Origin of the sequence: Winogradskyella wandonensis (assembly GCF_004346845.1) — a bacterium.
In the GTDB taxonomy this organism is placed as follows: domain Bacteria; phylum Bacteroidota; class Bacteroidia; order Flavobacteriales; family Flavobacteriaceae; genus Winogradskyella; species Winogradskyella wandonensis.
Genome location: NZ_SMGI01000001.1, coordinates 991,228 through 1,011,859 on the forward strand (window position 1 = coordinate 991,228; position 20,632 = coordinate 1,011,859).

Consider the following 20,632-nt stretch of genomic DNA (forward strand, 5'->3'; position numbering starts at 1 on the left):
TATGAAAAATATCAAATACATGGTTTTAGTCATAGTTCTTGCAATTTGTTATAACTGTAAAGAAAAAAAGGCATCTAAAACAATTTCAGAATTTAAAGAATTAACAGAAGAAAACAGATTAATGCTAATTGATTCATTAACTAAAATGGTAGAATATGACCAGAGCTTCAGAAGAATGATTGCTTTAGGCACTAAAGATTCAGCGATACTTAAAAAAGACAACGAAATGAGAGAAAAGCCAGTTGAAGAATATATGGCTTACAGAAAAACTATCATATCTACGATAAGTGAAGCTCAAAAAGACTCATTATGGAAACTACAACACGAATTAGATTTAAAAAATCATAAAGCATTTGTTAAGCTAGTTGAAGAATATGGTTATCCATCAAAACAGCGTTTAAAAATAAAGACCGATATAGGATTTGAGATTTTGTTACATCCGCCCAAAGAAATCAAGCCTAAAATCTATCTAAAGAAAATGGAAAAGTTATTAATGCCAGAAGTAAAGTCCAAACGCTTAGAGCCCATTTTGTATGCTCAGTTAGTTGATAACATTAGGCAGAAAGTTTTAAAACAACCGCAGCTATATGGCACAAATAAATCATTTAACATAAAAACAATGAGTGAAGGATTGCCAATAATAGAAGATATTAGAGAAACTAATAAGGCAAGAAAAGAAATAGGATTGCCAGAATTAAATGCGGGAGAGTATGAAGTTTATTAGGCTTATTACACAGTGTAGTTAGATGTAAAACATAAAAATTAATTTACAATTTGGAAGAAAATGAATCCGAAAAAAATATTAACAATAGGTTTATTCCTACTAATTACAAGTCAGCTTTTAATGTCTTTTGGTTATGACTTTATTATGGCACAAAAGCCAATCGACTTTGCCCACTGGACCTTGCTCTTAGCTGCTTTAGCACATTTTTCCCTTTGGTTTGCATTACCCTCAAATGGAAGTAAGCCACATGGTTTGGGCATCATGTCGTTGGGTATAGCAGGAATCATCGGAATGTGTACCATTGATTTTGTGTTGTGGTCGCTGAATGATAATCCTACTATAAAGGATAGCTTATTGGGAGTTGTTATGAACGATCCTACTATTAAATTTCCATTTCTGATAGTTGGTCCCACTCTTTTTTATATGGGAATATGTATTTCGACTTATGGCCTTTTCAAGAAGTACAAATGGCAGGTAATCGTATTGAATATAGGTGCTCTTCTAATTGGCATAGGGCATCTTATATTTGGTAATCAAGTAATTCCAGTTTTTGGAGCGGTTTTGTTATCCATTGGATTGCTATCGATAATCCAGCAAAATCAGAATCAACAATACATGTAAAGTAAAATCGAAAATGAATAAAATACACATCTTAACATTACTCTTGTCATTTGCAACAATAAACATTGTTGCTCAAGAACAATTCAACCCAGAACAACAACTCAAAGAATTATCAGGAAAAAAGCAAAATATTGGTATCGCAGCAGCCTATTCCATAGACGGAGTTACAGAATGGTCGCAATCATCTGGCTTTAGTTGTCAAGATAGCGAAATTCCTTTTTCTTCTACTACCTTAACTAGAATTGCGTCTATTGCTAAACCTATGACAGCTGTTGCAATAATGCAACTTTTTGAAAAAGGACTCATTGAACTAGATACACCAATTCAAACCTATTTGCCTACTTTTCCTAGAAAAGAAAAGGGAGACATAACCATTAAGCAATTATTAACACATACATCTGGCATTAGTCAATATCAAAGTAATAAAGAGGTAGAAAATAAAACCCAATTCAATTCTTTACAAGAAGCTATTGATGTATTTAGAGATAGACCTTTACTCTTTAAACCTGGAAGTGAATATTTTTATACATCTTATGGATATGTACTATTAGGAAGAATAATTGAACAGGTTTCTGGCTTGAGTTATGAGGATTATATGCAAAAAAATATTTTTGATATTGCAAATATGAAAAATACTGGTATTGAAAACATTAACAAGCAATATGATAATAAATCCTGTTTATATCACAACCAAAAAAGAAAAACCAAAAAGACTAAACAAAACAACTTAAGCAATAGAATACCTGCAGGTGGTTTTTATAGTACTTTAGATGATGTTATTAAATTTGGTGAAGCTATTGTTAACAATACTTTAATTAGTGAGAGCACCTTTAAGTTGATGTTAGAAAGTCAACCTGTAACTTATGATGGAAGTCTTTATGGCTTCGGTTGGTTTTTTTATGGACCAAAACCCAATGAAAATATTGTTATTGGTCATGAAGGAGGACAGTCAGGATGTACAAGTCAGTTATTTATAATTCCGAAATCAAAAACAGTTGTGGTTGTCTTATCTAATACATCAGGAACATATAGAGATGTTGTAACGTTTGCTTCTAAACTTATAAGCCATTCAGAATTGAATAAAAAATAACTGTTGCCAACAACGTATATAAAAATAGCGGTTTAGTTAATAACCTGAACCGTTTTTGTGTTTAATTGAGTATCTTAATTTCCGAAAAGTCGGTGAATAAAATCCGCTACTTTTCATATACATGACCGATAAGCGTCACAAAAAAACTCCTATTAATTCCTTAAATATTATATTTACGTTATCAACGTAAACACCATTGAGTACTAACCAACGTCTCTACTTTATTGATGCCGTACGTGCATTTGCTATTTTAATGATGCTTCAAGGGCATTTTATCGATACTTTGCTAGCCCCAGAGTATAAAGATATGTCTAAAATAGCCTATAAAGTTTGGTCTTATTTTAGAGGTATTACTGCGCCAACCTTCTTTACAATTTCTGGATTAATATTTACCTATTTACTTCTTAAAGCAAAAAAAAAGGGAACAGAAAAACAACGTATTAGAAAAGGGCTTAACCGTGGCTTAATGCTTATTGGTATTGGGTATTTACTAAGAGCTCCTTTTTTAAGCTGGTTATCAGGGCAATTTAATACCTATTTTTTGGTGACCGATGTTCTACAAATCATTGGGTTATCTTTAATTATTGTAATAGTTCTATACATTATTTGCCTAAAAAATAACATTATCTTCTCTTTTGTAACACTTTTATTGGGTTGTCTTATTTTTGTTTCAGAACCTCTGTACAGAACATTACAATTACAGAACGTGCCTGTAATATTCTCTAACTATCTAACTAAATCTAACGGTTCAGTGTTTACTATTATTCCGTGGTTTGGCTATATGGCGTTTGGGGCGTATATCGCTACGTCATTTTATAGGCATTTAGAGAAACCTAATTTTAAACCTGTAACGCTTTCGGTATTTTTTATTGTGGGCTATTTTTTAATAGAATGGTCGTCCTACGCCCTATTCTACCTAAATAAGTGGACAGGTATTCAATTGTTTTTAGATTCTGCTAACTATAACTATTTATTCTCAAGATTAGGCAACGTCTTTATCTATTTCGCGATTTTTTATGGCTTAGAGCGTTATTTAAAACCGCCCTTATTACTAAAAATTGGACAAAAAACCTTATCTATTTATGTCATTCATTTTGTAATAATTTATGGTAGTTTTACGGGTATTGGACTTAGCCAATTGATAGGAAAAACGTTAACGCCATGGCAAGCTGTTATTGGTGCAGCACTTTTCTTAACGATAGTTTGCTTTATTTCGTTCTATTATGTACAAACAAATGCCTATATCTATGGAAAATTGCGAACTTTATTTTTTAAGGTGAAAGGACTTAAGCGTAGTTAACGACATATAAACAATGAAATACACAATTACTCTTCTCATAGTTTTTTTAAATTTTCTATGTGCATATTCCCAAACTGAATTTTTAGATTCGCTTTACACGGTTGAAACCTCTACCCATACTTATCTAAAACTAAATAAAAAGGATAGTCTTCAACTAGACTTTTACAAACCTATAGGCGTCGTTAAAAAGTTACCGCTTCTGCTTTACGTGCATGGTGGTGGTTTTTCTGGTGGTGTGCGTGATGATAGTAACACTGTACAATTTGCTACAAAAATGGCAGAGAAAGGTTATGCTGTAGCTTCAATTTCCTACCAACTCATTATGAAGAAATTAGGCTTTGGTTGCGCTACTAAAACCAAAGAAAAAATTAAAGCGTTTAATACTGCTGCCGAAGATATAAGTCTGGCTATAAAATTCATTTTAAAGAATGATAATATCTTTAATATAGATGAAGACAAAGTGGTAATTTCTGGAACAAGTGCTGGAGCTGAAGCCGTTTTACACCTCGCCTATGTCTATGAAAATAGAATATTACCTAGAAAGTTTAAACTTGCTGGCGTAATCGGTCTAGCAGGTGCCATTACAACGCTAGAACGCATTGATTCGGATAAAGCTATACCAACACAGCTATTCCATGGCACAAATGATAATTTGGTGCCGTATCATATTGCCGCACACCATTATTGTAGCCCTAGTGACAAAGGCTATATGATGCTCTATGGCTCGAGAGCAATTGCAGACCGATTAAAGGGACTTGGTAAACCTTATTATTTATTCTCCATTAACGGTGGAACACACAGTTGGTCTGGTATTCCTATGAGTCGTTGTGTCAGTGAGGTCACAGATTTTTTATATAATGATGTACTTAATAATGCGAAACGTCAGACGGAACGTACAATAGGGTTTTAATCATAAGCTTCGTACCAATTAAAAGTTTCATTAATAATTTTCTCTTTTTCGGTTTGCACATAATTAAGATATGCCGACGCAACTGGCGATAAATTCTTGGATTTTAACCAAATAAGATTCCAATTGGTTTTAATGGGTAGCCCTTTAAAAGGAATGATATGTAGTTCTTTATCTTTTAATTCATTTTTCAATCCAATTAATGGCATTATAGAAATTCCTAGACCAGCAATTAATGACTGCTTTAAAGCTTCGTTAGATGTTAATTCAATTTTTTTCTTGTTAGGCACATTTAACTTGGTAAGAAAAGACTCCATTGCAGAGCGTGTAGCAGAACCTTTCTCGCGATAAAGCAGTGGATATTTTTCGAATATAGCTTTTGTTACACGAGTAGAGCCCATTTCTGTATGAGAACTGCCCACTAAATATAACTTATTACTCATTAGTTCTACCTGGTTAAGACTCAGATGTTCTGGCAAAACTGAAACCATTGCAAAATCGACATCATTATTTTCTAAACTTCTAATTACACCTGCTTTATTGGTTACATCCATCTCTAAATCTATACCCTTATGCCTTTGCATAAAACCTGTTAAAAAATATGGCATAGCGTATTTTGCAGTAGATACAATAGCTATTTTTAGTTTTCCGGCTAGTTGACCTTGACGAGATAACGTTTTATAATTTATAGCTTCAACCTCGTTTAATATTTTTTCGGCTGCTTCGGCTATTTCATTACCAAAATCGGTGACATAAAGTTGCCTACCTACAACTTCTGTTAATGGAATTGAGAATTGATCTTGAAATTTTTTTAGCTGCATTGAAACCGCTGGTTGACTTAAAAATAATTCTTCCGAAGCCTTGGTAATACTCTTTAGTTCTGCAACTTTCAAGAAGATTTGAAGTTGATGCAATGTATAATTCATAAGTTTTTCTTATATGATACATAACAAATATATATAAAAATATATGAATTATTTATTTAAAATTTGCACCGTAAAATAAACACTATGGATAGCAATTATATACCAAAGCACACTAAGCAATCGGAAAGTATTATATCTAATATTAAGTCAAAAAAGCAAGATTCTATCGCAATCAAGGAGAAGCGTAGTGCAATATACGCTGCATTTCTTTTTTTAATAATAATGGCTTCAATAACAATTTTCTCTGCAAGTCAAGGTGTTATTTTTGACCACTTAGCCATTTCATTATTTATTATTTCATGTATCCTCTTGATAAAAATGAGTGGACCAACAAAACAAGCTTAATCTATTAAAAACTAAACAATATGTCTAAAATCTCAGAAAAGCCATTAGTAAGTACAAAACAAGAAGTACAGTTAGTCGAAGGACAATTTACGTGCTCCGAAGCTTCGTTTGTTATTAACGAATTAATTAACGAAAAAATAAATTTTCACAAACTACAACGTCTAAGACTGTGTGAAGGTGATGAAAACTCCGATACACGTTATGCCAATAAGCGTATTGCAGAATTAGAAAACGAAAAGCTTATCGCGAAATCCTATATAGACAAAGCTCGAAAAGAAGGCTATGATGTCTTTATTGATGGTGTTCTAGAGATACGATTTGTAAAAAAATAGCAGACCACTTTAATCCCGCTTAACCAGCGGGATTTTTTCAGACTAACATTTTAAAATCCAAGTCTTTCGAACTTGAACTACTAAACGATTATTTAATGGATTTACATTTACTCTTTGATAATCTTACTAACCCTGCGCTTTTATTTTTCTTTTTAGGTATTATTGCCGTACAAGTAAAAAGTGACTTAGCTTTACCGGAAAATTCTTCAAAATTTATCTCATTATATCTTTTATTATCCATTGGTTTTAAAGGTGGACATGAGTTAGCACATAGCACACTAAATACCGAAATTATTCTATCATTGTTATTGGGAATACTCCTAGCCGTGATAGTACCGTTTTACACCTATTTTATTTTAAGACGAAAATTTAATGTGGTAAATTCTGGCGCAATTGCTGCAACCTATGGTTCTATTAGTGCTGTAACCTTTGTAACAGCAGTCTCTTTTTTAGAAATAGCAAACATTCCGTTTAGTGGACATATGGTAGCCATTATGGCGTTGATGGAAGCGCCATCAATTATTGTAGGTGTTTTACTTATTTCTATTTACGATAAAACGAATAAAGCAGATATTTCTATTCCTAGTTTAGTAAAACATTCTTTTACTAACGGAAGCGTGCTTTTAATTTTAGGAAGTCTTATTATTGGAATGCTTACAAGCGATGCACAAGCCGACGGTATTAAACCGTTTACCACAGATATTTTTAAAGGCTTTTTAATGGTCTTTCTGTTAGATATGGGAATTACAAGTGGAAAAAAATTAGGGTCTTTCTTGAAAAAAGGATGGTTTGCATTTCTGTTTGCAATAATTATTCCAATTATAAACGGCGTTACCGTTGCGATAGTTAGTGGTTGGATTACAGATAGTGTGGGAAATCGACTCTTGTTTTCTATACTTGCGGCAAGTGCGTCCTATATTGCCGTACCAGCAGCTATGCGTTTAGCAGCGCCAAAAGCAAACCCAAGCTTATATTTACCAATGGCTTTGGCCATTACGTTTCCGTTTAATATCACTCTTGGATTACCGCTCTATTTGGGTGTCATCAATTGTTTTTAATAAGATATTGTTTGTTTTTTACTTAGATGTCTCTAAATACTTAAGTACGTTTTTTTCGATACGTTGCTGAATGTTGGAGACATCTGCTTTTACAAATGGTTCACCAGTAATATTCTCGTAAAGTTCTATGTAACGTTCGCTTACAGATTCGATGTATTCGTCTGTCATATGTGGAACAGTTTGCCCTTCTAACCCTTGAAAGTGATTTGATATCAACCACTGACGAACAAATTCTTTGGACAATTGTTTTTGTGCTTCTCCTCTGCTCTGGCGCTCTTCATAACCATCGGCATAGAAATAACGGGATGAGTCTGGCGTGTGTATTTCGTCAATGAGCACAATTTTTCCGTCTTTAGTTTTTCCGAATTCGTACTTGGTATCCACCAAAATTAAACCACGCTTAGCAGCAATTTCCGTACCTCGTTGAAATAGTTTACGGGTATAATCTTCGAGAACTATGTAATCTTCTTCAGGGACAATGCCTCGCTTAAGAATGTTTTCTCTCGAAATATCCTCGTCATGGTCGCCTTTTTCTGCTTTTGTGGCAGGCGTTATAATAGGCTCAGGAAATTTATCATTTTCTTGCATACCTTCTGGCATTGCAACACCGCAAAGTAGTCGTTTGCCCAGTTTATATTCGCGCGCCGCATGACCAGACATGTAACCACGAATAACCATTTCTACCTTAAAGGGTTCGCACAAATGACCTACAGCAACATTTGGGTCTGGTGTAGCCACTAACCAATTTGGGACTAAATCCTCAGTAGCCTTCATCATTTGTGTGGCAATCTGATTTAAAATTTGTCCTTTATACGGTATACCTTTGGGCATAACCACATCAAAAGCAGAAAGCCTATCTGTAGCAATCATTACTAATTGCTCGTTATTAATGTTATATACTTCTCTTACTTTTCCTTTATAAACACTTTTCTGATTAGGAAAATTAAAATCTGTGTCTACGATAGTTCGGCTCATTAATCTCTATTTTCAATTTCTTTATATGCTGCGATAACTTTCTTTACTAATTTATGGCGAATAACATCTTTATCGTCTAAATAAATCATGCCTATGCCTTCTACATTCTTAAGCACTAATAGTGCTTCTTTAAGCCCCGAAATAGTTCGTCTTGGTAAATCGACTTGTCCCGGGTCGCCAGTTAATAAAAACTTGGCGTTTTTGCCCATACGGGTTAGAAACATTTTCATTTGATTATGCGTTGTATTCTGGCCTTCGTCTAAGATTACAAAAGCATTGTCTAATGTACGGCCACGCATAAAGGCCAATGGCGCAATTTGCACAACGCCTTTTTCTATATAACTTGCTAGCTTTTCCGCAGGAATCATATCCCTCAACGCGTCATAAAGCGGCTGCATGTATGGATCTAACTTTTCTTTTAAATCGCCTGGTAAAAATCCTAAATTCTCGCCAGCTTCTACTGCCGGACGTGTAAGAATAATGCGCTTTACTTGTTTGTTTTTTAAGGCTTGTACTGCAAGTGCTACACCTGTATAGGTTTTTCCGGTACCAGCTGGGCCAATCGCAAAAACCATATCGTTTTTGCGCATACTTTCTACCAACTTACGTTGGTTTGCAGTCTGTGCCTTGATTAGTTTTCCGCCCACACCATGAACTATGACTTCTCCGCTTTTTTCGGACGTGTTATAATCATCACTTGTCTGGCTGGTTAAGACGCGTTCGATAACATTTTCGTCGAGTTTGTTGTACTTACCAAAGTGCATCATTAGCATAGTCATGCGACGATCAAACTCTTCTAAAAGTTCTTCGTCTCCATACGCCATAATTTTATTGCCTCGAGCGACTATTTTTAGTTTAGGAAAATATTTTTTAAGTAAGGTTATGTTGGCGTTTTGTGCGCCGAAAAATTCTTTAGGGGAAATTTCTTCAAGTTCAAGGATAAGTTCGTTCAAAAGCGAGTTGTTTTTAATGAATATATCAGTTCAATTTTATTAGTTTTGTCTTTCAACAAATCTAACAATTTAATCTCTCGATAAGTTAAAAAAATATTAACAATTAGTAAATGCCAATCATAACCTTAACTACAGATTTTGGAGAAAAAGACCACTTTGCAGGTGCAGTTAAAGGTGCTATTTACAGCGAGCTTTCTGATATAAAAATTGTTGATGTTTCGCATTCTATTTCGCCATTTAATATTATCGAAGCGGCTTACACCATACAGAATGCTTACAGTAGTTTTCCTAAAGGAACAATTCATATTATTGGGATTGACTCAGAACTAAGCCCAGAAAATAAGCATATTGCCGTAAAATTAGACGACCACTATTTTATCTGTGCCAACAACGGCATTATGAGTATGATTTGCCAAGACATTTCACCAGAGAAAATTGTAGAGATTAACATACACGATAAAATACAAACGAGCTTTCCTGTATTAGATGTTTTTGTAAAAGTTGCTTGCCATATTGCTCGAGGTGGAACATTAGAAGTGATTGGAAAAGTTATTAACAATATAAAACCGATTAAATATTTAGTACCCTTTGTTAACGATGATAAAACTCAGATTATTGGCACCATTATTTACATAGATAATTATGGAAATGTAATTACCAACATTAAGCGAAAGTTTTTTGAGTCCATACAAAAAACACGAAGCTACGAGATAGCCGCAAGGAACTATAAATTTAATACTGTTCACGACCGCTATAGTGATATTATTAACTTTGATATCCCGGAAGAGAAACGTAATGATGAGGGCAAGGCTTTAGTTGTGTTTAATGCCTCGAATTATTTAGAAATTGCCGTCTATAAAAGTAATTGCAGTACTGTGGGTAGTGCGTCTACTTTAATGGGTTTAAAAGCAATGGATACGGTCACGGTAACATTTAATAAGCTTTAAAATGTTAATACGAATTGTAAAAATGAGTTTTCAACCTGAAAAAATAGATACATTTTTGTCTAATTTTGAAGCAAATAAATCCAAGATTCGTGCGTTTGAAGGTTGCCATTTATTAGAATTGTACAGAGACCAAACCAATACGAATATTTTTTTTACGTACAGCTATTGGACCTCGGAAGCAGATTTAAATACTTACAGAACATCTGATTTATTTAAGGGTGTTTGGGCAAAAACCAAACCCTTGTTTAACGCCAAACCAGAAGCTTGGAGTGTAGATAAACTCGTTTCGCTTAATGGAGATGTTAGAAATATAAATAACTGAATACAAAATACTGAATACTGAATACTGAATACTGAATACTGAATACTGAATACTGAATACTGAAGTTAATATGCTAGCCATACTTAGAAAAGAAATAAGCACATTTTTTGCATCACCAATAGGCTATTTGGTAGTTGCTGTATTTTTATTACTTAATGGTCTATTTCTTTGGATATTTACTGGAGAGTTTAACATCTTAGATAATGGTTATGCAGATTTATCGTCATTCTTTTTACTAGCGCCGTGGATTTTAATTTTCTTGGTTCCTGCAGTAACCATGCGCAGTTTTAGTGATGAGAAAAAACAAGGTACCTTGGAATTATTGGTTACAAAGCCTCTATCACATTTTCAGATTATTTTAGGTAAATATTTCGGGGCTTTTCTGTTAATTACCATTGCTTTAATACCTACTTTGCTTTATGTGTTTACCATTTATAAATTAGGAAATCCTAAAGGAAATCTAGATATGGGTAGTACACTTGGCTCTTATTTTGGCTTGCTTTTTTTGGTAGCTGCTTATACTGCAATTGGCATTTTCGCCTCGAGTACTACAGACAACCAAATTGTTGCATTTATTATGGCAATTTTTATTTCTTTTATCTTCTATTTTGGGTTTGATGGTATTGCTAGTTATAACCTATTTGGCTCTGGCTTTAGTTTAGAAAATTTAGGTATGTCATCTCACTACAAGAGTATGAGTCGCGGCGTTATAGATACAAGAGATTTATTATACTTTATAAGCATCGCTACATTATTTATTTTGCTTACTAAGCTAAACATAAAACAACCTAGATGATAATTACACCCACATTAGTAATTTTAATGGCAATTGTCTTTATACTGCTGTTTTTGTTTTTAAAAACCGTAGATAATAGAAAATGGTTAGTGTTTCTTATAAGTTTAGTGTTAACACCTTTAACCTATTTCTATGTTGTATATCCTTTTATAAATATTGTTAGCAGTTATCATCATCAAAAATATTTTAATTCTGAAGCCTGGTTAGAAAAACCTGCTTTACGTTACGAGATGATAGATTCTACAATAGAAACAGATACTCTAAAAGGGAAAACAAAAACCGAAATAGAAACACTTCTAGGAAAAGCCGAATGGCTAACTTGGGATGATGAAAAAAAGGCACATGATACTAATAAATGGAACTATGGATTAGGTATTGAGCCTGGTGCATTTACAGACGAAAAGAGTAATGTTGAAATATCTTTTAAAAACAATAAAGTCGCATCGCTAAAAACATACACAGAACCTATAATTTTTGATACCGTTGAGGACTAATAAAATAGCATATATACTAATCGTTTTAATAGCAATTATTATAGTTAATATTCTAGGTAATGCTGTTTATAAACGTTTTGATTTAACGAAAGACGGTCGTTACACACTTTCCGAAACTACAAAAACAATTATTTATAAAGCGGATTCCCCATTAATTATTGATATATTCTTAGAAGGTGATTTACCATCGGAATTTAAGTTATTGCAAACAGAGACTAAGCAGCTTATCGAAGAATTTCAGGCTATAAATCCGCTTATAAAAGTCAATTATATTAATCCACTTGCAGATGAAGATAATCGTGACCGTGTCATAAGCGAATTGACTCGCAGCGGTCTGGAACCTTATGTAAATAGTAAAAAAGTAAGTGGAAAAATAACTCAAGAGCTTCTCTTTCCTTGGGGCTTTGCAAGCTATCAAGGCAGAACTGTTAAGATTCCGCTTTTTAAAAAAAGTATAACCGAAGATTTACAAACGCAAGTTGCTAGCTCCATTCAACAGTTGGAGTATAATTTTGCGGATGCCTTTAACCAAATTACTAAAGAAAAATCCAAATCTATTGCCATCTTAAAAGGTAATGGACAGCTTAGAGATATCTATATTGCAGATTTCCTTCAGACTGTAAAACCCTATTACAACCTGGCTCAGTTTACTTTAGACTCGGTTGCAACAAACCCCAAAAAAACCTTAAACGATTTAAAGCAGTACGACCTTATAATTTCGGCTAAACCAAGTGAAGCATTTTCTGAAAACGAAAAATTGGTTTTAGACCAATATACCATGTCTGGTGGAAAAAGTATTTGGCTAACAGAGTCTATAATCATGGATAAAGATAGCTTGTACAACGAAAAAGGGACTTCAGTAAGCGTTGGAAAAGAGTTAAACCTAACTGATTTTTTCTTTCAGTACGGCGTGCGAATAAATCAAAACTTAGTTAAGGATTTATACTCTGCTCCGATTCCGCTAGCCATTGGCGAAGGTAGTAATACACAATTTCAACCTGTACAATGGCAATATTCGCCTTTAGCAACTTCGGATTTAAAACATCCAATTAGCGATAATATTGACTTGGTAAAATTCGATTTTGCTAGTCAAATAGACACGCTTAAGAATACAATTAAGAAAACGGTACTCCTGCAGTCGTCAGAACGCACAAAGTTAGAAGGACCATTAAAAAATATATCACTATCTTCAGTAACACAACAGCCAGATACGGAAAATTACAATCAAGGAAAACAGAATTTGGCTGTACTTTTAGAAGGCGAGTTTAATTCGGTTTATAAAAATCGTGTTTTACCATTCGACATTGATAATTATATCGAGAAAAGTGTGCCAACCAAGATGGTTGTTATTTCTGATGGCGATGTAATAAAAAACGAAGTGTCTCGTAATAGACCGCTTCAACTAGGATTTGAGCGTATCACAGGAAGAACCTATGGTAATAAAGAATTTTTACTAAATACCGTTAACTATCTTTTAGACGACTCCGGACTTATAAACATTAGAGCAAAGTCTGTAGAAGTGGCATTTTTAGATTCTGAAAAAATTGAAGCATCTAAAGGCACTTGGCAACTTGTTAATATAGCCCTACCTCTACTGCTTTTGGGCTTATTTGGACTGCTATTTAATTTCTTAAGAAAACGAAAGTACGCTAGATAACTCACATGCATAGATGGCTAACAAATGTTAATAAGTTTGTTTCAAAAAGCCGCGCTATTGAGATATATTTGTAAATAGATTAAAAATTTAGAAATACCATATCTATATATGAAATTTATAGTATCAAGCACCTATTTATTAAAACAGCTTCAAGTATTAGGCGGTGTAATAAACAGTAGTAACACCTTACCAATTTTAGATAATTTTTTGTTTGAATTAAATCAGTCAAGCCTTACGGTTTCTGCGAGCGATTTAGAAACAACAATGATTTCTACAATTGATGTAGAAAGTGATTCTGAAGGCAGTATTGCTTTACCTGCAAGATTATTGTTAGACACATTAAAAACTTTCCCTGAACAACCTTTAACGTTTATTGTTGAAGATAACAATACTGTGGAAATAAGCTCAAACCACGGAAAATACGCCCTTGCCTATGCCGATGGTGCTGAATTTCCTAAAGCTGTCGCTTTAGACAACCCTAGCACGACAAAAATTGAAGGTGATATTTTAGCAACTGCAATTAGCAAAACTATTTTTGCCGCAGGAAATGACGATTTAAGACCAGTAATGAGCGGTGTGTTTTTTCAATTTTCACCAGAGAATTTAACGTTTGTAGCTACAGATGCACATAAATTGGTAAAATACACGCGTGAAGATGTTTCGGCTGAAGGTGTAGCGGAATTTATTATGCCTAAAAAGCCATTAAATCTCTTAAAAGGCATTTTGGCTGGAAGTGAAGAACCCGTGACAATTGAGTATAACGACTCTAATGCGAAATTTACTTTTAATAATTCAGAATTAGTGTGCCGCTTAATTGATGGGAAATACCCGAATTATGAAGCGGTAATACCAAAAGAAAACCCAAATAAGTTAGTAATAGACCGTACTCAGTTTTTAAACTCAGTGAGACGTGTTAGTATATTTTCTAATAAGACAACACATCAAATTCGACTAAAAATCGCTGGTGCAGAGTTAAATATCTCGGCAGAAGATATCGATTATAGTAACAAAGCAGAAGAACGTCTAAGCTGTGATTACCAAGGAGACGACATGCAAATAGGTTTTAATTCTCGTTTCTTAACAGAAATGATAAATAATCTAAGTTCTGATAACGTACAACTTGAAATGAGCTTACCAAACAGAGCTGGTATCCTAACACCAACAGATGGTCTTGATGAAGGCGAACATGTTACCATGCTAGTTATGCCTGTGATGCTAAATAGCTAAATGAGGAAAGAATACATAATATCATAAAAAAGGCTCACTGATTAGTGAGCCTTTTTTGATTACCTCTTTTACAAAATAACTAACTAACAAAATTAAGAGATAATGGGTAGCTAGGTAACTCACCGTTACTAGCTTTTATACCATTTATTATAGGTAAGATAAAAGCAAACAGACCTATAGCTATAAGTAATAAAATTCCAAGTCCAAAAAGAATAATAAGTGGAATACTTATGATTGTATATATAATAATACTTAACTGGAAATTAATAATTGCTTTTCCGTGCGCATCCATTCCTTCGACTTTATCTTTTTGCGTTACCCATAAAATTAGCGGCACAATTAAACCACCAAATCCAGTAAAGCAGGTTAATAATTGACACAAATGGGTTATAACCAATAACTGATTATCTTTTCGCATTGATACCTCGTAATAATTAGACTCCATGATTATTGTTTTTATTATAAGACGTCAAGATTTTAAAAATGTTACAAAAAAAGAGCACAAACGTGCTCTAATTTTCTTTGGCAATCCATTAAGCCTAAATTAATTATCGGTTTTATTCTTTTTAGTCATAAAATTAATTAGAACACCAATTAAGATTATAACCACTAAAGCAAAAACACCCATCATAATAACGCCGTTGGTCCAATCGTATAAAAGTGTAGTTAGTAAGTTAACCATAAATTAAAATTTTAGTATTGTTGTAAAACTATACCAAAACATAAACATGAAATATGATAAAAGTCAGTTAGAAAAGTTGATTTACTTCCCAATACAATATTTAACTACCCTTATGTTTATTAGTGTTAATGCGTTTGGGCAACAAATAGGGTACAAAAAACGCATAAAAAGAGTCAATAAAGGGTAAACATTAATAAATTGAGTTACTAATATAGCATAAAAAAACCGCTCGATTAGAGCGGTTTCCAAATAAAAACACCAAGCATTAATTAGCTGTACCAGAGCCTAAATAAATACTGTTTGATACTTGACTACCATCAGCAGAAATAAACGCCATAAATAGCTCTACTGTATCTCCTGCATAAGTTGTTGGGATTGGAACAATTTGAGAACCTACTGTTCTATCTGCTCCATCAAGTAAAGAAATAGATTCCTTTTTTGATGGATTGTAAACCAACAACATCGCTTTATCAGTAGCATTCGCGTTACCTTCAGCAGAGTTATCATCCCAACCAAACGTTACTTCTCCAGCTGTTGCCAAATCAGTCGTAGGGTTTAACGCACCAGATAAACCTCCTCGACTTACTAAAGCGTTTGGATAGTCAATAACAAAGTTAGGTTCAGTACCTGTAATCGCATTATTTAATACATACGACATCGCAGCATTAAATTCTGTTTTCTTAACAGCTAAACCTTTATAACCTAACTTTATAAAAGGCTTTACAGCCTGTAAAAATTCTAAAGTAGTAGTAAACTTGGTTCTTTGGTTTACTTGACCTACAGTTCTTGGATTGGCTACACTTGAAGGCTTAATTCTAATATAGTCAATACCTTTCCAGCTTCCACCGATAATGTTTCCAACCTTACCTGAAAGCCCTCCTAAAATACCTTGGGAAATTTTACCCATAACATAAATAATTTAAATGAAACTTATTTTTCTTCGGACTTGGTACGGACTTAACACGAAGTTGTACCTTCCGATTGAATATATGGCAAGTTTTATGCTATTCGTTAGATATGGATTTTGTTGCTTCGGATTGCTTCCTTTTGCATCAGAAATAAAAAAATGAACATTTTTTTTACAAAGAAAAAGAGAAAAAAGAAAGCCGTTTCGTTGATGGCGTTGACATACTGTCAAGTTTTTTGAGAAAAATATTGCTAATGGAAAGGGTTTTGAAATTTGCGCCTGACCAAAGGTGCAATATTTTTTTCAAAACCCGTAGGGCTTGAACTTTATAGTATGATAAGCGTGGGATGAAGGAAGCCATCTATATTTGTTGCCTTTTTTTGCTTTTCCCTATCTTTAAGGATAATTATAAATAAAAACATTATGGCAAAATTTGAAGTATATCAGGATGCTCGAAGTGAGTATCGTTTTAGGTTAAAAGCTAACAATGGTCAAACCATATTAGCAAGTGAAGGTTATTCAGCAAAAGCTGGTTGTATGAATGGTATTGAATCGGTACGCAAAAATTCGCAAGATGATAGTAAGTTCGATAGAAAAATATCGAGTAATGGGAAACATTATTTTAATTTAAAGGCCAGTAACGGTCAAGTGATTGGAACCAGTGAAATGTATGAGTCTTCCTCTGGAATGGAAAATGGTATAGCTTCAGTTAAAACTAATGCTCCAAATGCTTCTGTTGTAGAAGTTTAAGTTTAAACTAAAATCATTATAATAGCAACAGCCGTCTTTTTGAGGGTTTTCTTTTTTCGACAATGTTTAATTAGCAGGTAATCGCGTAGCGTATGGCGATAGCCATAATAGCGAGCCGCCAGCGAGTTGAGCAAGGGTGGTGTGGGAAAATAGCCTGATAAGGCTACCACGCCTACGTTGAAAACGCAAGGGTGGCGCAGTTTTTTGATGCCGTTGGCTATGGTTTGGGTGTAGCGTGGAAAGCAAGTGTAACAATTGAATGAAGCTATTGAAGGATGGTTTCATTTTTAAAATTTAGCAATTGTGAGTTTTTCAATTAATTAAATTCGAGTTTAAGGCTTTAAAGGATATACAAGAAATTGAGGATTTCTGCTGTATAATTGCGAACAATTGTCATTTTGAAAATGATATGTATGGTTGCTGAAATAGCTGAATGAATGCGTTACTCTTGCTGTGGGTTTGCAATATAGAATAATCCGCTTTGTGATTTGAAGACTATTTAATCAACATTTATATACACTTTAAAACTAATCCAAAATTTCATTTTACTTGAAGCGGTTATTTTATATGCAAAATGGATGCCTTCAAAAACTGTGACACCCTGATTAGCCCGAAGCGAACAGCAGGCGAGCCAAATTATTAAGCAGCGGTTGTACCCTAATTATTTTTATATGCGCCACAAGCGCATACATTATTGGGTTTTAGGGTGCAAGAGTAGCTGCGGGTGAGGAAGTTGTGTAGTGTGTGAAGTAAAGCAAATACATAGTGCTAACGCGGATGTGTCACCGCAGTAGTGCTATGTATGGTAAGCACTAATGCATCGCATTTGTGATTATGCTTTATGAAACAAAATGGAACAACTAACGAACACCTTATTACCTGCCCTTTGAAAAGTTTAAATGTAATAAATGAGCCTTCCGAAAAAGACTCTTTTACTATTATTTAGTGGTCGTGATTTGAATGGTCATCAGCTTTTATTTCTCCAGACTGATTCATAGCCATATTATGGTCATATTTACAACAACCTGGTAAACTATCGTATGCTTCTTCGTTTCCTGCTACTTTTTCAGTGTCATAACCTGAAGCTGCTATTGCATTGTGAATTGCCATAGCATCTGTCTTTGAGCTATCAAATGATACATCAATCTTCTTTTTATCGACATCCCAATTAGCACTTGCTACACCTTCAACTCCGTTGGCTGCTTTTTCAATGGTAGTTTTACACATACCACAATTACCTCTTACACCAAAAGATAAATCTGTCATTGCAATTTCTTTTGATACTTCTGTTGTTGTCGTTTCTTCAACTTTTTTAGTTTCATTTTTACAACTTGTTAATCCCATAGCTACTATTACAGCTACACTTAAAATTACTTTCTTCATTTTTAAAAATTTAATTATTATCTGTGTTTATTTATTCTATTGTTTGTTTAACCTCGCCACATTTAAGCATTACATCACCAAAATATGGGTTTAAAACTTGTTCTTCTTTACTCAACCAATACGCACCGTTATTGCTATCTGCCATAGGACAAAACTGCACATATAGCTTATCATTTACCTTATCAAAGTTTTTAACCATTTCTATGAGCTTATCGGAAATTGTCTGAAACTGTTTACGCTGATGTTCCAAACTCACATTTTCATTAATTCCTTTAGATGTTTTATGTAATATAGACCAGTAGTTATGTGTTTCTTCTCTTTGACTTGGCGGAATTTCTTCCAATGCTTTTCTAAATGCTTCACTTTTGGATGATGCTAACGACACATCAGATTGAATTAAAGCATCTTTCAAGTTTATATAAGCTTCAATTACAGCCTGAAATGACTTTTCTACAGTACTATTAAAATCAACTTTTTCTGTCATCATATCCATTGTATGTCCTTCGTGACCTGTCATTACTTTACCACCATCTTTATTCATCATTGATTTTTTACCTTGCAATTGGGCTGCTGCATCCACTGTAAATGTTCCGTTAGTTACTATTTCATTTCCTGCAAACAATCCTTCCAAAACCTCGTATTCATTTCCTGTTTGATTACCTAATTTCACTTCACGCATTTCAAAAACAGGTTGGTCTTGACTGGTTTTTAAATACACCACAGAACGCTCACCTGTCCATAATACAGCAGATGCAGGAATTGATAGCACTTTCTTATTTTTATTTAAAACACCATTAATTTTTGCAGATACAAACATTCCGGGTTTAAATACATCTTCTTTGTTATTAAGAACTACACGCAATGTTACCGTTCTTGTTTTGGTATTTAATATTGGGTCAATGAAATCTACTCTCCCTTTAAATTCCTTATTAGCATAAGCGTTTGTAGTCACTAAAACTTCTTGTCCCTTTTTAAATAAATCAATTTGATTTTCATAGACATCAAAGTTTGCCCAAACCGTGTTTAGATTTGCAATTTTTAATAAAGGTTGACCTTGTTTGATGTAATCACCCTGTTCTACTAATTTCTCGGTAACTGTACCAGAAACGGTTGCATATACTGGAAAGTTTTCTTTTACTTTTCCAGTTTCTTCTATTTGATTAATATGATTTTCAGATAGCTTCCATAACTTCAATTTGTTACGAACTGCCTTATACAAAGCAGGTTGTGATTCTTTTAAAGATGCTGCTGTAATGAGTTCTTGTTGTGCTGCATATAATTCTGGTGAATAGATTGTTGCTAATAGCTGCCCTTTGCGTACTTCTTCACCTGTAAAATTGATATTCAATCTTTCAATTCTACCTGAAAAATAACTGACTTGTACTGCATTGGATTCCTCGTTTTCAGCAATTTTACCCGATAGCTTAATCGTATTACCTTCAGCATTTCCTTTACCAATAACAGACGTTTGAATATTAGCTAATGCCATAGCATTTGCAGTCAATTTAAACTGGTCAGCAGCCAACCCATCTGCTCCAGCTTCGGCAGGAATTAAATCCATACCACAAATAGGACAATCGCCAGCTTCGGGTTGCATAATTTGTGGGTGCATAGAGCACGTCCACATTTGATTAGTTTCTGCTTTTTCATCGTGATTATGGTCTGCTTCTTCTTTTGATGAACCACCAAATAGCAACCAACCTAATAACAGTCCAATAGCGAGAATACCAATGTAAATTACTATCTTATTATTTTTCATTTTCTAATCGTTTTATCATTGCTTTCATATCAGCAATTTCTTTTTCTTGTGCTTCAATAATGTCATTTGCTAATTTTTGAACTTCAGCATCTTCAAAGTTAGCATTCGAGCTTGTTAATATAGCCGATGAATGATGCGGTATCATTGCTTTCATCCATTGAATATCTCCAATAGGTGTTTGTGTTCTTAAACCATAAAGACATCCAACAAACACAATAATGGAAACACCAATAATAGCATAGTTTACTTTAGTGTTTTCATACATTTTCCACATAAATAACAGCATTGAAATAGCCATTGGCGCAACCATCAGCAACGTCATATAGGTTCTTGTGGCGCTCAACATTACGTGGTCTAATTCGAACACATTTAAAAACATAATGGCATACATCATTACAAATGATACCAACATCATTAGACCAAATTTTTTATAGTTTGACTTTTTCATATTGTTGTGATTTTCCATAATATTTTAGT

24 protein-coding genes are annotated in these 20,632 nt (G+C 33.8%); 15 read left to right on the forward strand and 9 right to left on the reverse strand.

Annotated features, from left to right (window positions below; all coding sequences use genetic code 11):
• Position 1 precedes the first annotated feature (1 nt).
• The 5 genes from DFQ05_RS04555 to DFQ05_RS04575 all read left to right on the forward strand — a co-directional run bounded on the left by DFQ05_RS04555 (position 2) and on the right by DFQ05_RS04575 (position 4,645).
• On the forward strand, positions 2-724 hold the full coding sequence (locus tag DFQ05_RS04555; RefSeq protein WP_132704004.1) for a hypothetical protein: 723 nt from the start codon (positions 2-4) through the stop codon (positions 722-724).
• A 60-nt stretch (positions 725-784) separates the two neighbouring features.
• Positions 785-1,345 carry a hypothetical protein gene (locus DFQ05_RS04560; protein ID WP_132704006.1) on the forward strand — a complete coding sequence of 187 codons (561 nt, stop codon included), beginning with the start codon at positions 785-787 and terminating at the stop codon, positions 1,343-1,345.
• A gap of 13 nt (positions 1,346-1,358) precedes the next feature.
• Positions 1,359-2,435: a serine hydrolase domain-containing protein gene (locus DFQ05_RS04565; protein ID WP_132704008.1), complete on the forward strand. Its 1,077-nt coding sequence runs from the start codon at positions 1,359-1,361 to the stop codon at positions 2,433-2,435.
• Positions 2,436-2,631: 196 nt separating this feature from the next.
• Positions 2,632-3,735, forward strand: a complete 1,104-nt coding sequence (locus tag DFQ05_RS04570) for a heparan-alpha-glucosaminide N-acetyltransferase domain-containing protein (RefSeq protein WP_132704010.1) — start codon at positions 2,632-2,634, stop codon at positions 3,733-3,735.
• Positions 3,736-3,748: 13 nt separating this feature from the next.
• On the forward strand, positions 3,749-4,645 hold the full coding sequence (locus tag DFQ05_RS04575; RefSeq protein WP_132704012.1) for an alpha/beta hydrolase: 897 nt from the start codon (positions 3,749-3,751) through the stop codon (positions 4,643-4,645).
• Here the strand turns inward: DFQ05_RS04575 and DFQ05_RS04580 are convergent.
• Entirely contained in the window at positions 4,642-5,568 is a 927-nt protein-coding gene (locus DFQ05_RS04580) for a LysR family transcriptional regulator (protein WP_132704014.1), read from the reverse strand. The two genes, DFQ05_RS04575 and DFQ05_RS04580, sit on opposite strands and share 4 nt — an antisense overlap.
• Positions 5,569-5,652: 84 nt before the next feature.
• Here DFQ05_RS04580 and DFQ05_RS04585 point away from each other — a divergent pair, with 84 nt between their 5' ends.
• From DFQ05_RS04585 to DFQ05_RS04595, 3 genes are all read left to right on the forward strand, one after another.
• The gene (locus DFQ05_RS04585; RefSeq protein ID WP_132704016.1) at positions 5,653-5,913 is read left to right on the forward strand and encodes a hypothetical protein; all 261 of its coding nucleotides are present in this window, start codon (positions 5,653-5,655) and stop codon (positions 5,911-5,913) included.
• Positions 5,914-5,933: 20 nt separating this feature from the next.
• Positions 5,934-6,245: a hypothetical protein gene (locus DFQ05_RS04590; RefSeq protein ID WP_132704018.1), complete on the forward strand. Its 312-nt coding sequence runs from the start codon at positions 5,934-5,936 to the stop codon at positions 6,243-6,245.
• 95 nt (positions 6,246-6,340) lie between these two features.
• Positions 6,341-7,303: a sodium-dependent bicarbonate transport family permease gene (locus tag DFQ05_RS04595; protein ID WP_132704020.1), complete on the forward strand. Its 963-nt coding sequence runs from the start codon at positions 6,341-6,343 to the stop codon at positions 7,301-7,303.
• Between the two features lie 18 nt (positions 7,304-7,321).
• Here the strand turns inward: DFQ05_RS04595 and DFQ05_RS04600 are convergent, their stop codons facing one another.
• On the reverse strand, positions 7,322-8,278 hold the full coding sequence (locus DFQ05_RS04600) for a phosphoribosylaminoimidazolesuccinocarboxamide synthase (RefSeq protein ID WP_132704022.1): 957 nt from the start codon (positions 8,276-8,278) through the stop codon (positions 7,322-7,324).
• Positions 8,278-9,231 carry a PhoH family protein gene (locus tag DFQ05_RS04605; RefSeq protein ID WP_132704024.1) on the reverse strand — a complete coding sequence of 318 codons (954 nt, stop codon included), beginning with the start codon at positions 9,229-9,231 and terminating at the stop codon, positions 8,278-8,280. The genes DFQ05_RS04600 and DFQ05_RS04605 overlap by 1 nt, the downstream gene beginning before the upstream one ends.
• A 110-nt stretch (positions 9,232-9,341) precedes the next feature.
• On the opposite strand from DFQ05_RS04605, the gene DFQ05_RS04610 reads away from it, so the two are divergent.
• From DFQ05_RS04610 to dnaN, 6 genes are all read left to right on the forward strand, one after another.
• Positions 9,342-10,178: an SAM hydrolase/SAM-dependent halogenase family protein gene (locus DFQ05_RS04610; RefSeq protein ID WP_132704026.1), complete on the forward strand. Its 837-nt coding sequence runs from the start codon at positions 9,342-9,344 to the stop codon at positions 10,176-10,178.
• A gap of 1 nt (position 10,179) precedes the next feature.
• A complete protein-coding gene (locus DFQ05_RS04615; protein ID WP_132704028.1) occupies positions 10,180-10,500 on the forward strand; it encodes a putative quinol monooxygenase in 321 nt (106 codons plus the stop codon).
• 70 nt (positions 10,501-10,570) lie between these two features.
• Entirely contained in the window at positions 10,571-11,296 is a 726-nt protein-coding gene (gldF, locus tag DFQ05_RS04620; RefSeq protein ID WP_132704030.1) for a gliding motility-associated ABC transporter permease subunit GldF, read from the forward strand.
• On the forward strand, positions 11,293-11,790 hold the full coding sequence (locus tag DFQ05_RS04625; protein WP_132704032.1) for a hypothetical protein: 498 nt from the start codon (positions 11,293-11,295) through the stop codon (positions 11,788-11,790). Before gldF ends, DFQ05_RS04625 begins: the two co-directional genes overlap by 4 nt.
• Positions 11,780-13,447: a gliding motility-associated ABC transporter substrate-binding protein GldG gene (gldG, locus tag DFQ05_RS04630; protein WP_132704034.1), complete on the forward strand. Its 1,668-nt coding sequence runs from the start codon at positions 11,780-11,782 to the stop codon at positions 13,445-13,447. The genes DFQ05_RS04625 and gldG overlap by 11 nt, the downstream gene beginning before the upstream one ends.
• 108 nt (positions 13,448-13,555) lie before the next feature.
• On the forward strand, positions 13,556-14,674 hold the full coding sequence (gene dnaN / locus DFQ05_RS04635; RefSeq protein WP_132704036.1) for a DNA polymerase III subunit beta: 1,119 nt from the start codon (positions 13,556-13,558) through the stop codon (positions 14,672-14,674).
• A gap of 79 nt (positions 14,675-14,753) precedes the next feature.
• Here dnaN and DFQ05_RS04640 read toward each other — a convergent pair whose 3' ends face one another.
• The 3 genes from DFQ05_RS04640 to DFQ05_RS04645 all read right to left on the reverse strand — a co-directional run bounded on the left by DFQ05_RS04640 (position 14,754) and on the right by DFQ05_RS04645 (position 16,263).
• On the reverse strand, positions 14,754-15,092 hold the full coding sequence (locus DFQ05_RS04640; protein WP_132704168.1) for a DUF4870 domain-containing protein: 339 nt from the start codon (positions 15,090-15,092) through the stop codon (positions 14,754-14,756).
• 126 nt (positions 15,093-15,218) lie between these two features.
• A complete protein-coding gene (locus DFQ05_RS13665; RefSeq protein WP_199221959.1) occupies positions 15,219-15,356 on the reverse strand; it encodes a hypothetical protein in 138 nt (45 codons plus the stop codon).
• Between the two features lie 265 nt (positions 15,357-15,621).
• Positions 15,622-16,263: a DUF6266 family protein gene (locus DFQ05_RS04645; RefSeq protein WP_132704038.1), complete on the reverse strand. Its 642-nt coding sequence runs from the start codon at positions 16,261-16,263 to the stop codon at positions 15,622-15,624.
• 423 nt (positions 16,264-16,686) lie between these two features.
• Here DFQ05_RS04645 and DFQ05_RS04650 point away from each other — a divergent pair, with 423 nt between their 5' ends.
• Positions 16,687-17,013 carry a YegP family protein gene (locus DFQ05_RS04650; protein ID WP_132704040.1) on the forward strand — a complete coding sequence of 109 codons (327 nt, stop codon included), beginning with the start codon at positions 16,687-16,689 and terminating at the stop codon, positions 17,011-17,013.
• Positions 17,014-17,955: 942 nt separating this feature from the next.
• On the opposite strand, the gene DFQ05_RS04655 is transcribed toward DFQ05_RS04650, so the two are convergent.
• The 3 genes from DFQ05_RS04655 to DFQ05_RS04665 are packed head-to-tail and all read right to left on the reverse strand — an operon-like array spanning position 17,956 to position 20,621.
• Positions 17,956-18,396, reverse strand: coding sequence for a heavy-metal-associated domain-containing protein (locus DFQ05_RS04655; RefSeq protein WP_132704042.1), 441 nt, complete (start codon positions 18,394-18,396; stop codon positions 17,956-17,958).
• Positions 18,397-18,427: 31 nt separating this feature from the next.
• Positions 18,428-20,155, reverse strand: a complete 1,728-nt coding sequence (locus tag DFQ05_RS04660) for an efflux RND transporter periplasmic adaptor subunit (protein WP_132704044.1) — start codon at positions 20,153-20,155, stop codon at positions 18,428-18,430.
• On the reverse strand, positions 20,145-20,621 hold the full coding sequence (locus DFQ05_RS04665) for a DUF305 domain-containing protein (RefSeq protein WP_132704046.1): 477 nt from the start codon (positions 20,619-20,621) through the stop codon (positions 20,145-20,147). Before DFQ05_RS04665 ends, DFQ05_RS04660 begins: the two co-directional genes overlap by 11 nt.
• Positions 20,622-20,632 lie beyond the last annotated feature (11 nt).

Excerpts from the sequence above, each read along its gene's own strand:
- gldF (WP_132704030.1), top strand. The coding sequence starts at position 10,571 with ATGCTAGCCATACTTAGAAAAGAAATAAGCACATTTTTTGCATCACCA.
- DFQ05_RS04590 (WP_132704018.1), top strand. The coding sequence starts at position 5,934 with ATGTCTAAAATCTCAGAAAAGCCATTAGTAAGTACAAAACAAGAAGTA.
- DFQ05_RS04610 (WP_132704026.1), top strand. The coding sequence starts at position 9,342 with ATGCCAATCATAACCTTAACTACAGATTTTGGAGAAAAAGACCACTTT.
- DFQ05_RS04580 (WP_132704014.1), bottom strand. The coding sequence starts at position 5,568 with ATGAATTATACATTGCATCAACTTCAAATCTTCTTGAAAGTTGCAGAA.
- DFQ05_RS04560 (WP_132704006.1), top strand. The coding sequence starts at position 785 with ATGAATCCGAAAAAAATATTAACAATAGGTTTATTCCTACTAATTACA.
- DFQ05_RS04595 (WP_132704020.1), top strand. The coding sequence starts at position 6,341 with ATGGATTTACATTTACTCTTTGATAATCTTACTAACCCTGCGCTTTTA.
- DFQ05_RS04655 (WP_132704042.1), bottom strand. The coding sequence starts at position 18,396 with ATGAAGAAAGTAATTTTAAGTGTAGCTGTAATAGTAGCTATGGGATTA.
- DFQ05_RS04665 (WP_132704046.1), bottom strand. The coding sequence starts at position 20,621 with ATGGAAAATCACAACAATATGAAAAAGTCAAACTATAAAAAATTTGGT.
- DFQ05_RS04565 (WP_132704008.1), top strand. The coding sequence starts at position 1,359 with ATGAATAAAATACACATCTTAACATTACTCTTGTCATTTGCAACAATA.
- DFQ05_RS04585 (WP_132704016.1), top strand. The coding sequence starts at position 5,653 with ATGGATAGCAATTATATACCAAAGCACACTAAGCAATCGGAAAGTATT.
- DFQ05_RS04660 (WP_132704044.1), bottom strand. The coding sequence starts at position 20,155 with ATGAAAAATAATAAGATAGTAATTTACATTGGTATTCTCGCTATTGGA.
- DFQ05_RS04640 (WP_132704168.1), bottom strand. The coding sequence starts at position 15,092 with ATGCGAAAAGATAATCAGTTATTGGTTATAACCCATTTGTGTCAATTA.
- DFQ05_RS04645 (WP_132704038.1), bottom strand. The coding sequence starts at position 16,263 with ATGGGTAAAATTTCCCAAGGTATTTTAGGAGGGCTTTCAGGTAAGGTT.
- DFQ05_RS13665 (WP_199221959.1), bottom strand. The coding sequence starts at position 15,356 with ATGGTTAACTTACTAACTACACTTTTATACGATTGGACCAACGGCGTT.
- DFQ05_RS04575 (WP_132704012.1), top strand. The coding sequence starts at position 3,749 with ATGAAATACACAATTACTCTTCTCATAGTTTTTTTAAATTTTCTATGT.
- DFQ05_RS04615 (WP_132704028.1), top strand. The coding sequence starts at position 10,180 with ATGTTAATACGAATTGTAAAAATGAGTTTTCAACCTGAAAAAATAGAT.
- DFQ05_RS04650 (WP_132704040.1), top strand. The coding sequence starts at position 16,687 with ATGGCAAAATTTGAAGTATATCAGGATGCTCGAAGTGAGTATCGTTTT.
- DFQ05_RS04625 (WP_132704032.1), top strand. The coding sequence starts at position 11,293 with ATGATAATTACACCCACATTAGTAATTTTAATGGCAATTGTCTTTATA.
- dnaN (WP_132704036.1), top strand. The coding sequence starts at position 13,556 with ATGAAATTTATAGTATCAAGCACCTATTTATTAAAACAGCTTCAAGTA.
- DFQ05_RS04555 (WP_132704004.1), top strand. The coding sequence starts at position 2 with ATGAAAAATATCAAATACATGGTTTTAGTCATAGTTCTTGCAATTTGT.
- DFQ05_RS04600 (WP_132704022.1), bottom strand. The coding sequence starts at position 8,278 with ATGAGCCGAACTATCGTAGACACAGATTTTAATTTTCCTAATCAGAAA.